Origin of the sequence: Citrobacter sp. MNAZ 1397, assembly GCF_023613995.1 — a bacterium.
Taxonomy (GTDB): domain Bacteria; phylum Pseudomonadota; class Gammaproteobacteria; order Enterobacterales; family Enterobacteriaceae; genus Phytobacter; species Phytobacter ursingii.
The window spans coordinates 60,462-72,760 of record NZ_JAKIVH010000004.1 but is presented as its reverse complement, the minus strand read 5'-3'; the positions used below and the strand labels follow the sequence as shown (position 1 = coordinate 72,760).

The window sequence follows — 12,299 nt, the reverse complement described above, 5'->3', positions numbered from 1 at the left end:
AATCCTCACTGTCGCTATTGCTTGGGTTGATAGGGGTTGCTGTTACATTATGGGTGCTATCAGATAACGTGCTTCGGGAAGCTGCCCGCCGCGATGGAATGCCTGTACCTTGCTTTGAATCAGCAAGTCATTCACCGTGTGACGCTCCAGTTGGCGCAGATGCTCAATCCATGTGCCGACCACGAACGATTCCACAAAGACGCCAGGGCGCTGGACATCCTCATAGACAGACCAGCTCAACGCGCCGCCGCGTACCCGTACCCGGCGAATCTCCTGGATGCAGACGACAAAGCGGGAGACATCCTCGGGATCGATCAGATATTCATACATCACCATCACCGGGCCACGTTCATGTGAGATATCAAGCGCCTGGGCATTACTGTCGATATTGCGTATGTCCAGATTGAGGTCTGGATCTTTATTCAACTGCCAGCGCAGCACCGTCAGGCTTGCCAGCAGCATGCCCACTGTTGCCACGCACAATGAGGCTGGAATACTAAAGTGCGATGCCAACTGGCCCCAGATGGCGCTACCGAGCGTCATCGAACCAAAAAAGACGGTCAGATAGACGGCCAGCGCCCGGGCTTTCACCCATTTAGCGGCACTACGCTGCGCCCCGACATTGAGGGTGGAGAGCACCGCAATCCAGGCGAAACCGGTCAAAAATTCAAAAGCGTTGAGCAGCCAGAAATGACGGATAAATGCCAGCGCCAGCATGCTGATAGCGAAAATGACGCTGTTAAGTACCATCAGCCTGTCCGGGTTGAGGCGCTTACGTAAACGCGGCAGCACTATCGCGCCGCAAATCGCTCCCAGACCGATACAGGCCAGCATGATGCCGTAACCGCCAGGTCCAAGGCCCAACTCACGGCGCGCTACCAGCGGCAGCAGCGCCCAGCCGGCGCTGGCGAAGGTGAAGAACGCCACGGTACGCACCAGCACGTTACGCAGTACCGGGGCGGCATGCACGTAGCGCAGCCCGGCGCGTACGGCGGAAAAGAAGTGTTCCGGCGGCAGGCGCTGAATCAACGGTTCGGCTTTCCAGCGCCACAGGACCCAGGCGACGCCCAGCACCGATGTCGCATTGAGGGCGAAGACCACCCATGGTCCGGCAAAAGAGAGGATCAGCCCACCCAGCGCCGGGCCAATGGCGCGGCTGATGTTGATACCGAGTGAATTCAACGCGATGGCCGGGGCCAGTTCGTGTTTTTCCACCAGGTCCGGCACAATGGCCTGAAACGGTGGTGAACTCATCGCTGCACCGGTGCTTAGCAAGAACGCGGCAATCAGCAGCACCAGCGGCGTGACCAGCCCGAAGAGAGAAAGCAGGGTTAGCCCGGCGGCGGCAATAAACACCCATAGCTGGGAAAACAGCAGATATTTGCGCCGGTCGACAATGTCTGCCATCACGCCGGAGGGGAGGGCGAAAAGAAACATCGGCAGACTGCTCGCCGCCTGAACCAGCGCCACGGAAAGCGGGTCGGCGCTTAACGTCAGCATGGTCCAGTTCACCCCCACATCGTTCATCCATGAACCGATGTTGGAGACCACCGTGGCAATCCACAGCATCCGAAATACCGGCTGGCGCAGTGGCTGCCAGGAGGACGCGCCAGCGGATGCGGCGGGCGGTGTTTGTGCCGTCGCCGCATGAACATCATTGACTTGCGCCATGCCTGAACTCCTGTTTGTCCGGCATATTTACCCGCCATTTACCCGGGCCGGTTAACGCCAGCGTGGTGAAGATGATGAGCAGCAGCCAGCCAAATTGTCCTTCCGCGATACTCCATTGCGGGTGCACAACCAGCATGGCAACCAGCAGCACGCCAATAATCGGCAGACAGGCCAGCCGCGCACCAGGACCGAGAATGATGAATATCGGGCACACCACCTCAGCAAAAATGGCGGGCAGCAGGCTGAACCAGGGGCCAAACCCAAACGGATCCTCAATTCGGCTCAGTTCTTGATGAAAGTTCAGCACCTTCGGCAGACCATGCACATAGAGAAGCAACAGGCTGCCGGTCAGGCGCAGGAATAACAGCCCCGCATCAATACGGGGCGACATCAGCGTTGTGTTTTTCATAGGCATCAGAACGCGAAGCAACTGCAGCCGAGCGCGCCCCAGAAGGCGTTATCGTCTGAAACCGGAATGGACGATCCGCGCGCTACATTGTGCTGGTGGTTATGCACGCCACAGGGGCCGCTACAGTGATGTGCGGCGGGCATCATGCCGACGCGTGTTTGCTGTGGCGGCGCGCTGCGGTAGTGACCCGGCACGTTGACCACCGGCGACCACTCCGGCAGTACCGGGATCGCAGGCGGAGCCTCGGCGCTGAAACCGCCTGCGGCATAGACGATGTTGCCATTAACCACGGTCAGAACCGACTCAATGCCTTTGATCTCGTCTTCCGGCACGCGGAAATAGTCTTTGCTCAGGACGGCGAGGTCAGCCAGTTGGCCCACTTTAATCTGGCCTTTTTTGCCCTGTTCGCTGGAGAACCAGGCGCTGCCCTGTGTCCAGAGCATCAGCGCCGTGTCACGGTCGAGTCTGGCATTGACGTCGTACATCTGCATACCGCCGACGGTGCGTCCGGAGACCAGCCAGTACAATGCGGTCCACGGGTTGTAGCTGGCCACGCGGGTTGCGTCGGTTCCCAGCCCGACCGGCACGCCGGTTTCGAGCATTTTCGTCACCGGCGGGGTATGGCGGACTGCGTCCATGCCATAACGTTCCGCGAAGTATTCCCCCTGAAACGCCATACGGTGCTGAACGGCGATACCGCCGCCGAGTGCTTTGATGCGGTCAATGTTTTGCTGGGTCACGGTTTCTGCGTGGTCGAAAAACCAGTGCAGACCATTGAACGGAATATCACGGTTCACGCGCTCGAACACGTCGAGCATGCGGCTGATCGATTCGTTATAGGTGGCGTGCAGGCGGAACGGCCAGCGGTGCTCAACCAGGTGGCGTACCACGCGCTCCAGCTCATCTTCCATGCCGGGTGCGAGATCCGGGCGCGGTTCAAGAAAATCTTCAAAATCCGCAGCAGAGAACACCAGCATTTCACCCGCGCCGTTGTGGCGGAAGAAATCGGTGCCCTGGCCCGGCGTCAGCATGTCGGTCCATTTCTCGAAATCTTCCAGCTCATGTCCGGGGCGCTGGGTGAAGAGGTTATAGGCGATGCGGATAGTCATCTGCTCTTTGGCGTGCAGTTCGCTGATCACTTCGTAATCTTCCGGGTAGTTCTGAAAACCGCCGCCCGCATCGATAGCGCTGGTCAGGCCCAGACGGTTTAGCTCGCGCATAAACTGGCGGGTGGAGTTAACCTGCTGTTCCAGCGGCAGCTTTGGCCCTTTGGCCAGTGTGGCATAGAGGATCATGGCGTTTGGCCGCGCAATCAGCATGCCGGTAGGATTGCCGTTGCTGTCGCGCTGGATCTCTCCCCCCGGCGGGTTCGGCGTATCTTTGGTGTAGCCGACAACGCGCAGAGCAGCGCGGTTGAGCAGGGCGCGGTCATAGAGATGAAGAATAAAGACCGGGGTATCCGGCGCGGCCTCGTTAATCTCGTCAAGCGTCGGCATGCGGCGCTCGGCAAATTGAAATTCGCTCCAGCCGCCTACCACGCGTACCCATTGCGGTGAGGGGGTACGCAGCGCCTGTTCTTTCAGCATCCGCAGGGCGTCCGCCAGCGACGGCACCCCTTCCCAGCGCAGTTCGAGGTTATAGTTCAGACCACCACGGATCAGGTGCAGGTGCGAGTCATTGAGGCCCGGAATGGCGGTGCTGCCGTTGAGATCCACCACTTTGCTGCCGTCGCTGTGATATTCCATGACGTCGGCCTGAGTGCCCACCGCCAGGAATTTGCCGTCACGGATGGCGACCGCTTCTGCGACCGGGTTTTCCCTGTCTACCGTATGAAATTTGCCGTTGATGAATATCAGTTCGGCTTTACCGAGTGAGACCATAAATCCTCCTGTCTGAGCCATCCGAAGCAGGCCTGATGCTGCCGGACGATAAGATGCGATGCTCCGTGAGAACAGAGCGTGGAAGTGGGAGGGATTATGGTGAGCTGGTGAAAACGGCGTCTAGTTATACGAAGGTATACCTATACGAACGTATAGTTATACACAGAGATAATAGTTCTCATTTCTGACAACTCTTACTATCCGTCCCGACAGCAGCGTCCGGGACGAACGTCATTTCGCCTGCTTAAGCCGCGCGAGAATACCCCGGTCACTGTCAGCAAAACGTCCGCTCCCCTTTCACGGGAAACTGCTCCTTAACGACAACGGGTATTCTTATGAACAACGCTAAGCTTGAAGTACTGACTCCCCAGAACTGCCAGATTATTTTTATCGATCAGCAACCGCAGATGGCGTTTGGCGTGCAGTCGATTGACCGCCAGGTGCTGAAAAACAATGTCGTTGGTCTGGCGAAAGCGGCAAAAGTTTTCAACATTCCAACCACCATCACCACCGTTGAGACGGAAAGCTTCTCCGGAAATACCTTCCCTGAACTGCTGGACGTATTCCCCGAGCATGACCTTCTTGAGCGCACGTCCATGAACTCCTGGGATGACCAGAAAGTGCGTGATGCGCTGGCGAAAAATGGTCAGAAAAAAGTGGTGGTATCAGGCCTGTGGACAGAAGTGTGCAATAACACGTTCGCCCTGTGCGCCATGCTGGAAGGGGGATATGAAATCTATATGGTGGCGGATGCTTCCGGCGGTACTTCGAAAGAAGCACATGATTACGCGATGCAGCGCATGATTCAGGCGGGGGTGATCCCGGTGACCTGGCAGCAGGTGTTGCTGGAGTGGCAGCGTGACTGGGCGCACAAAGAGACCTACAACGCGGTGATGGATATCGTGAAGGAACACTCTGGCGCCTATGGGATGGGCGTTGATTATGCCTATACCATGGTGCACAAAGCGCCGGCTCGCGCTAAAGGCGCTCACCGCACGCTGGCGCCGGTTCCGGCCAATAAATAATGTGCAGGGGCGGCGCGTCAGCGTCGCCCGGCTCTGAACCCGATAAGGGGAGAATGACCATGAGTACAGCGCTCATTTCCCTCGGCGCAGGTGTGTTTATTGGGCTGGTTTATGCCTTGTTAAAGGTCCGTTCGCCGGCACCGCCAGCGGTAGCCCTGGTAGGGCTGCTCGGCATGCTGGCAGGTGAACAGGCTATCTCTGCGTTGCGCCCGCACCATGAACCCCAGGCCGCCATAAGTCAGCCACAGGCTGCAGCGCAAACGGCAGACAACGCGATCCTTTCTCAACGCCATCAGACAGGGGCAGGCTAACCATGTTGAAATCGTATGTCATTTCTCTGGCGGCGGGCCTGTTAGCGGGCGTTATCTATGGCGCAATGCAGGTACACTCACCCGCGCCACCGATCGTCGCCCTGCTGGGCCTTTTTGGTATGCTGGTCGGCGAACAACTGATTCCGCTCGCCCGGCGACTTCTGCGCCGCGAGCCGGTGACAATGGCCTGGTTTCGTCATGAATGTGTGCCCAAAATCAGCGGCACGCCACCTCCTGACGACAAAAGCGCCCCTTAGCCAGAGGGCAGACAGAGGAGTACGGCATGAGGCTGTCACCGCGCATTGTCATTATCGATGATGAACGTTCCGTCCGTAGTGGATTAAGCAACCTGCTCCAGTCGGAGGGGTACGACTCTGACGCCTTCGACTCTGCGGAGGCATTTCTTCATAATGAATCCGCGCTGTCTGACGCATCTCTGCTTATTATTGATATCAAGCTAAAAGGTATGAGCGGCCTGGATTTGTATCGCCGGGTGGCTCAGCTTTGCGCGCCGCCGCCGGTGATTTTTATTTCCGGACATGAAGATGAAAACCTGTCGCGTTATGCTCCCGAGTTCGGGGGCGTTACGCTGCTGCGTAAGCCCATTAAAATCGAAACGCTGCTGGAACAGATCCGCCGCGAACTCTCTGTGTGAGGAGCGCTAATGAGCGAGAAACTTTCTGCTGCCGGTAAAATGATGGATGGTGAGGTTGTCACCTTAACCGATGACATCATTTTCACGCCGCTGACGCAGGAAGGAGGGATTGCCTGGACACTCTGCCAGCCGCTCCATTCCGGCAGCAGTTTTATCCTTGCCAGCGCGGCCGTATCTGGCGATGAAGCCGCGTTTCATACGACCCAACGCTTAAAAAATGAATTTGCGCTTCGCAGGCGACTCTCAGACGCATGGGCGATAAAACCGTTCAGCAGTACCAGCTATCATGGTCATTACGCACTGGTTTATACGCCATTTCCTTTCCGCACCCTTGCCCAACTGCCCCGGCTGCGCACACGAAGCATTACCGATTTTCTTTCGGTTGCCATTGGCCTCTGTGCCCCGCTACGCCAGATGCATGCGCAGGGGCTGATGCACAGCGATATCAAACCAGGCCACTTTTTTATCGACCCCGGCGGTGCTTATCGACTGGGGGGATTTGGCCTCGCCAGCGAAGGGACGAACGCCTTCGACCCGTCTCGCCTGACGGAGCCTGGCGGTACGCTGGCGTATATGTCGCCGGAGCACACCTCCCGTACGCCGGACAGGGTCGACAGCCGCAGCGATCTCTATAGTCTTGGCATTGTGCTCTATGAACTGCTGACCGGCGAGCTGCCCTTCGATCTCAGCGATGGCGGGCAGGCTGAATGGGCTCATCACCATATCGCTTCCGCCCCCAGACCGCCCCGGCAGGTACGCCCATCGGTTCCCTCAACGCTGTCGGACATCATTTTGCGACTGCTGGAGAAATCGCCGGACAACCGTTACCAGACCGTCGACGGATTGATTGCCGACCTGCGTCGCTGCGAGGCTTCGCTGGCTAAAAACGGTGAAATTACGCCGTTTATTCCCGGCTTGCAGGACCGGGTTGCGGCGCGTCTGCAGCCGGACCCACTTTTTCTCGACCACCCGCAACACCATCAACTGCTGGCGGTATTTGACCGGGTGGCGGAAAGTGGTGCGCACGCCCTGGTCACGATCGGTGGACCGCCGGGCTGCGGTAAATCTTCGCTCATTGCCTCGGCGCTGAGAAAGTTGCAACAGCGCCAGGCGTTACTCGCGGTGAGTAAGGCCGACCAGTATTCGCCGGTTTTGCCTTATACGGTTATCGCCTCTGCGTTTCGCGCGCTGACGCTCTGGCTGCTAGGCCAGGGCGCGGAAGAGGTGGCTCGCTGGAAAATGCGTTTAACGCGAGCGCTTGGCGTGCATGCAGCGCTGGCGGTCAATCTGGTGCCGGAGTTAGGTCTACTGCTTGAAAACCCACCGTCGACCGTTGTGAATACCCAGTCGGCGGATAGCAGAATGCGTTTCAATCTGATGGCGCACCGGCTTGTTGAGGCGTTTGCCACACCGGACCGACCACTGGTACTGCTGATTGATGATATTCACTGGATAGATCAGGCCAGCCTGCATCTGCTGGAGCACCTTGTCAGTTGCAGCGAGTCGCTACCGCTGCTGCTGGTGGTTTCGTACGCTGACACCGGCGTATTTGCGGATGGCAGTGAAGAGGCTCTGTTATCGACTCTGCGCGTCGGCGCCCGCTATACCGTTGAACTGCGGCCTGAGCCGTTGAGTGTAAAAGCGGTGTCGCGATGGCTGGCGGAACTGTTGCAGACGCGGGCCTCCTGCCTCGGTGAACTGGCGGCGCTGATCCACGAAAAAACCGGCGGTAATCCGCTCTTTACGCATGAATTTATTCAGCGCATCGTCAAAGACGGGCTGATTACTCATCACAAACAGCATGGCAAATTGCACTACGATTCACATGCGATCCGTTCGCGTAACTACACGGAGAATGTCGCTAGCCTGGTGCTGCAACAACTGGCGGAGATGCCCTCCCTGACGCGCAGGCTGCTGGGCTGTCTGGCCTGTGTGGGGGGAAACGGTAACCCCGCACTGCTCAGTGCGATGCAGAAGATAGCGCCGGCGCTGCTACATGAACATCTGCTGCCTGCTGTTGCCGCCCGACTGATCAGCCGCAGCGGTGACCAGTACGCCTTTACCCACGATCGGGTGCAGAAGGCGGCGCAGGCGCTGCTCGAAGCGGATGATATCTGTCATCTCCATTTTGCTGCCGCGCGGTTCTTTACCGACGCGGTGTCACAAAACGACTGCAATGAAAATCTGTTTCTGGCGGTCCACCACATTACTTCCTCCATTGACTGTGTTCGCGTTTCGCCCCAGCGAGACAATTATCGCGCTATCTGCCGTCTTGCTGCGCAGCGCGCCAGGTTGACGGGGGATTATGCCTCGGCGGTGCGTTATCTGCGTACCGCGCGGTTATTGAAAGAAGATGCCCTGATTACCGCGCCGGATGAGGATTTCGCGCTCGCTTTTGAAGAGGCGGAGTGTGAGTTTTTGCAGGGTAATCTGCCTTCTGCGCTGACGCTGTGTCATCAGCTCCTGCGCGCGCCGGGCAGCCTGCAACAAAAGGCGGTTACCGCAGGCATGATGGCGGAAGTGCAAATGCGACAGTCGGATATGGGTCTTGCGCTGGAGACCGCCCTGGCCTGGCTTGCGGTGTTCGGCATTCACCTGAGCCGTGCGCCGACAGATGCGGAGTGCGATGATGCCTGGCAACGGATAGAGGCGCGCATTGGGGATGACCCGGCGAAGCTTTTTCGCCAGCTTGCGCGAATTGACAACCCCGAGGCCGAAGCCGTCATCAACCTGATGCTCAGCGCCAGTATGTTTTCCGCGTTTACCGCCCCACGCCTGCATTTTCTTTTACTCTGCCGAATCATACTGATGACCCTGGAGCATGGCTTCAGCGGTGCGTTCACTACAGCGATTGCCTGGTACGGCGTCCTGACTGGCTGTCGCTACCATACGTACGAAAAGGGGTATATGTACACGCTGCTGGGGCGCGATTTGGTTGAGGAACATCCGCTAAATCCCTTTATGGGGCGTACCTTTCTGGCGGTAGATTTGTGCAGTGCCTGGGTCAAACCGCTGAGCGTAGCGGTGGATCACGCTAAAGCATGCTTTAGTGCGGCGGTCGAGCACGGTGATTTAACCGCGGCCTGCCTTATTATTCGCCATCAGACGATGAACTTCCTGATCCGTGGCGATCATCTCGATGGGGTGCTGACGACCATTGAAGGCGGGCTGAGTTTTATCCGCAAGTTACGTTTCCCGGATGTTGAGGTCATGCTGCTTATCCAGCGTCTGTACGTTAACCATTTGCGTAATGCCGGTTCGGGCACGTTAAGTGGTCATAATCTCTTTTCCGCAGCGCTCCTGGACTCAACCAATAAACCCGAGAGGCAGCCGATACCGCTGACCATTTTTTGGTTCTGGCTCTATCAGGGAATGGCCCATTTTATGGCTGGCGAGTATGACGATGCTTCCCGCTGCCTGGAAAGGGCGGCGCCGGTAGCCGATATGGTACCGGGCTATCTGCATCTGCTGGATTATCACTTCTACAGCGCCCTTTCGCTGGCACAGAGGTTGACGCCGGCAACCGTGACCTCCGAACAGCGGGAAATCCTTGGCGCACATTATGAAGTTATCGCTCGCTGGGCGGATCACAACCCGGCGACCTTTGCCGATAAGGTGGCGCTGGTGCGCGCGGAGCTGGCGAGGCTGGAGCAGGCGAACGATCTCGCCATCGCCTCGTACGAAAACGCCATCGCCCTTTCCGCTGAGGTTGAATGTCATCCGGTGAATGGCCTGGCGTGTGAACTGGCCGGGGGCTTTGCTAAAACCATGGGCTGGCATGTGGCAGCAGACGGCTATTTCCGAAATGCCTTCACTGCATGGCGGCGCTGGGGGGCGATGGCAAAGCTGCGTCAGCTTGAAAGGCAGTACCCCCATCTGGCCTCCGCAGGGCAACGCTCGCCTTATGACACCATCACCTTCGCGCAAAACGAAATGATGCACGATCTGGAGAGTGTACTGCGGGCGGTCCGCGCGATGACCGAAGAGATTGACCTCGACCGCCTTGTGCATACCTTGATGACGATGTTGCTGGAGCGGGCGGGGGCGCAGCGTGGGCTCTTGATTCGTATCCTTGATAACACCATTCCTGAAACTCAGGCATGGGCAGAGACATCCTCGGAAGGGGTGAAGGTCCAGATTGTCCGGGAGCGCCCCTCGGCTACCGATATGCCGTTGTCGGTACTGACGGCAGTGATGCGTACCGGACAGGAAATTCGTATCAGCAAGTCTGAGTTGTTCGGTCCGTTCAGCCAGGATCCCTATCTGGTGACGTCTGGTGCAGGCATCATGTGCGTACCGATGCATAAGCAGGGCAAACTGGTGGGGGTGTTGTACCTGGAAAATCGGGTAATGCCGGAGATTTTCACCGCCGGGCATTCGCGTATCGTCAGAATGCTGGCGGCGCAGGCGGCGGTTTCGCTGGAGACGGCGCGCCTTTATGCCGAGCGGGTCGAAGAGAACGTGCAGCGTCGCCGGGCGGAAAAAGAGCTGCGCGCCAGCCAGACCTCGCTGATGCTCGGGGAGAAAATCAGCAATACCGGCACCTGGCGCTGGGAGCTGGAACAGGATGTGATGTTTGTTTCCGACGAGTATGCGCGCATCCTGGGCCTGCCTGAGCATCAGCGTACGTTATCAATGGCCGACTTTATGACGCTGGTGCATCCGGAGGATTTCCCGCGTATCAACACGCTGGTTACCGATAGCGTGCGTAATGGCGTCTCAATGCGCGCGGAGTTTCGTATTTTCCGCCCGGATGGCGAATGCCGTTATATTCTGGGCGTGGGCAACCCGGTGGAATATGAGGCTAACGTCGCGGAATATTTCGGCGTGATTACCGATATCACGGCGCGTCGCCAGTCTGAGGATGCGGTTCGCGTGGCGCAGGCCGATCTCGCCCGTGTTTCCCGTGCGACCACCGTTGGTCAGTTGACGGCCTCTATCGCCCATGAGATTAACCAGCCGCTGATGTCGATTGTCGCCAATGCGGGCGCCAGCCTGCGCTGGCTGAGCCGCGAGCCTGCGATGCTGGGTAATGCACGCGCCAGCCTGGAAGAGATCATTAGCGAAGGGGAGCGTGCGGGTAACATTATCCGCGGTCTGCAGGCGCTGACGAGAAACCAGACCTCAGGTTGCACGCGGATTAACCTGCATCACCTTGTCTACCATATTGTGGCGCTCTCGCGCAGCGAGCTGGAACGCCAGGAGATCGCGCTGCATTACCATCTGGAAGCGCAGGATGCCGCGATTTTTGGCGACAGCGTACAAATACAGCAGGTGCTATTAAACCTGATCGTCAATGCGATTGATGCAATGGCGGGGATAGATGATCGCCCGCTGATGCTTACGGTGAGTTCAGACAATCCACAATCGGGTAACATTCGTCTGGCTATTGCCGATACCGGCGTGGGTTTTACGCCCGAGGTACAGAAACGTCTGTTCGACTCCTTCTATACCACCAAAGAGCACGGTATGGGGATGGGGCTGAGTATCAGCTACGGCATCATTGAAAAGCACGGCGGTAAATTGACGGCGGAACCTCGCCAACCCTGCGGCAGCGTCTTTACTTTTACGTTGCCGACTCACACCGCCGAAGCATAAACCCGGTTGTTATCGCCCAAGGGTCTTTTGAATATTCAGACGGTCTGCGGCCCTGACCAGATCGGTCAGGGAGCGGACCTGCATTTTCTCCATCACCCGCTTTTTATGGACTTTGGCGGTGATCTCGCTAACGCCCATTTCGGTGGCGATCTGTTTATTCAGCAGGCCGCCAATGGCCAGTTGAAACACCTCTTTTTCGCGCGGCGTCAGTGAGTCATAACGCGTGGTCAATGCCTGCATCTCTTGTGTTTCGTCGAGGGTTTTCTCTGCCAGTTTCAGGGCATCGGCAACCGCCTGCAGCAGCAAACCGGGGACGGCGGGTTTGGTCATAAATTCATATGCCCCTGCTTTCATCGCTTTGACCGACAGCGGGATGGTGCCGAAGCCGGTCAGGAAGATAACCGGAATGACGTGCCCAAGCCGGGAAAGCGCGTCAGTGACGTCGAAACCGCTGGCGCCGGGCATGTTCATATCCAGAATCAGGCAGCCGGGTTGTGAGGTAAAAGGGTGGGAGAGAAACGCTTGCGCTGAGGAGAAGTCGGCCACCCGATAATCCTCCGCGCGCAGCAGACTCACCAGCGCCTGCCTGACGGAATTATCATCGTCCACAACGTAAACAATGTGATCCATGCGTGTTCCTGGTTATTAAGGAATATGTCTGTGCAAGGAAGAAACTGACGAAAAGAGACACCCGTTATGTTTCTTACATTACAGTGACATACATGATTTTTACTAAAAGATAACTAAATG

The 12,299-nt window shown here is 57.6% G+C and carries 9 protein-coding genes; 5 read left to right on the top strand and 4 right to left on the bottom strand.

Annotated features, from left to right (window positions below):
• Positions 1-42 precede the first annotated feature (42 nt).
• The 3 genes from L2097_RS19895 to L2097_RS19885 are packed head-to-tail and all read right to left on the bottom strand — an operon-like array spanning position 43 to position 3,960.
• Positions 43-1,671: an MFS transporter gene (locus tag L2097_RS19895; protein WP_250353546.1), complete on the bottom strand. Its 1,629-nt coding sequence runs from the start codon at positions 1,669-1,671 to the stop codon at positions 43-45.
• Complete coding sequence (locus L2097_RS19890; RefSeq protein ID WP_120785441.1) at positions 1,655-2,080, bottom strand: DoxX family protein; 426 nt, start codon at positions 2,078-2,080, stop codon at positions 1,655-1,657. The genes L2097_RS19895 and L2097_RS19890 overlap by 17 nt, the downstream gene beginning before the upstream one ends.
• Before the next feature lie 5 nt (positions 2,081-2,085).
• A complete protein-coding gene (locus L2097_RS19885; RefSeq protein ID WP_085006418.1) occupies positions 2,086-3,960 on the bottom strand; it encodes an amidohydrolase in 1,875 nt (624 codons plus the stop codon).
• A 335-nt stretch (positions 3,961-4,295) separates the two neighbouring features.
• On the opposite strand from L2097_RS19885, the gene L2097_RS19880 reads away from it, so the two are divergent.
• Genes L2097_RS19880 through L2097_RS19860 form a run of 5 tightly spaced genes read left to right on the top strand, consistent with a single transcriptional unit; the run spans position 4,296 to position 11,549 of the window.
• The gene (locus L2097_RS19880) at positions 4,296-4,985 is read left to right on the top strand and encodes a hydrolase (RefSeq protein ID WP_047368933.1); all 690 of its coding nucleotides are present in this window, start codon (positions 4,296-4,298) and stop codon (positions 4,983-4,985) included.
• Between the two features lie 59 nt (positions 4,986-5,044).
• On the top strand, positions 5,045-5,296 hold the full coding sequence (locus tag L2097_RS19875; protein ID WP_047368934.1) for a DUF1427 family protein: 252 nt from the start codon (positions 5,045-5,047) through the stop codon (positions 5,294-5,296).
• A 2-nt stretch (positions 5,297-5,298) separates the two neighbouring features.
• Positions 5,299-5,553: a XapX domain-containing protein gene (locus L2097_RS19870; RefSeq protein WP_085006419.1), complete on the top strand. Its 255-nt coding sequence runs from the start codon at positions 5,299-5,301 to the stop codon at positions 5,551-5,553.
• Positions 5,554-5,579: 26 nt separating this feature from the next.
• Entirely contained in the window at positions 5,580-5,951 is a 372-nt protein-coding gene (locus L2097_RS19865; protein WP_047368936.1) for a response regulator, read from the top strand.
• Positions 5,952-5,960: 9 nt separating this feature from the next.
• Positions 5,961-11,549: an ATP-binding sensor histidine kinase gene (locus L2097_RS19860; RefSeq protein ID WP_250353545.1), complete on the top strand. Its 5,589-nt coding sequence runs from the start codon at positions 5,961-5,963 to the stop codon at positions 11,547-11,549.
• A 9-nt stretch (positions 11,550-11,558) separates the two neighbouring features.
• Here the strand turns inward: L2097_RS19860 and L2097_RS19855 are convergent, their stop codons facing one another.
• A complete protein-coding gene (locus L2097_RS19855) occupies positions 11,559-12,179 on the bottom strand; it encodes a response regulator transcription factor (RefSeq protein WP_047368938.1) in 621 nt (206 codons plus the stop codon).
• Positions 12,180-12,299 lie beyond the last annotated feature (120 nt).

What these genes read in the sequence shown, in the direction of transcription:
- L2097_RS19865 (WP_047368936.1), top strand. Translation starts at nt 5,580, where the DNA reads ATGAGGCTGTCACCGCGCATTGTCATTATCGATGATGAACGTTCCGTC.
- L2097_RS19860 (WP_250353545.1), top strand. Translation starts at nt 5,961, where the DNA reads ATGAGCGAGAAACTTTCTGCTGCCGGTAAAATGATGGATGGTGAGGTT.
- L2097_RS19880 (WP_047368933.1), top strand. Translation starts at nt 4,296, where the DNA reads ATGAACAACGCTAAGCTTGAAGTACTGACTCCCCAGAACTGCCAGATT.
- L2097_RS19855 (WP_047368938.1), bottom strand. Translation starts at nt 12,179, where the DNA reads ATGGATCACATTGTTTACGTTGTGGACGATGATAATTCCGTCAGGCAG.
- L2097_RS19875 (WP_047368934.1), top strand. Translation starts at nt 5,045, where the DNA reads ATGAGTACAGCGCTCATTTCCCTCGGCGCAGGTGTGTTTATTGGGCTG.
- L2097_RS19895 (WP_250353546.1), bottom strand. Translation starts at nt 1,671, where the DNA reads ATGGCGCAAGTCAATGATGTTCATGCGGCGACGGCACAAACACCGCCC.
- L2097_RS19890 (WP_120785441.1), bottom strand. Translation starts at nt 2,080, where the DNA reads ATGAAAAACACAACGCTGATGTCGCCCCGTATTGATGCGGGGCTGTTA.
- L2097_RS19870 (WP_085006419.1), top strand. Translation starts at nt 5,299, where the DNA reads ATGTTGAAATCGTATGTCATTTCTCTGGCGGCGGGCCTGTTAGCGGGC.
- L2097_RS19885 (WP_085006418.1), bottom strand. Translation starts at nt 3,960, where the DNA reads ATGGTCTCACTCGGTAAAGCCGAACTGATATTCATCAACGGCAAATTT.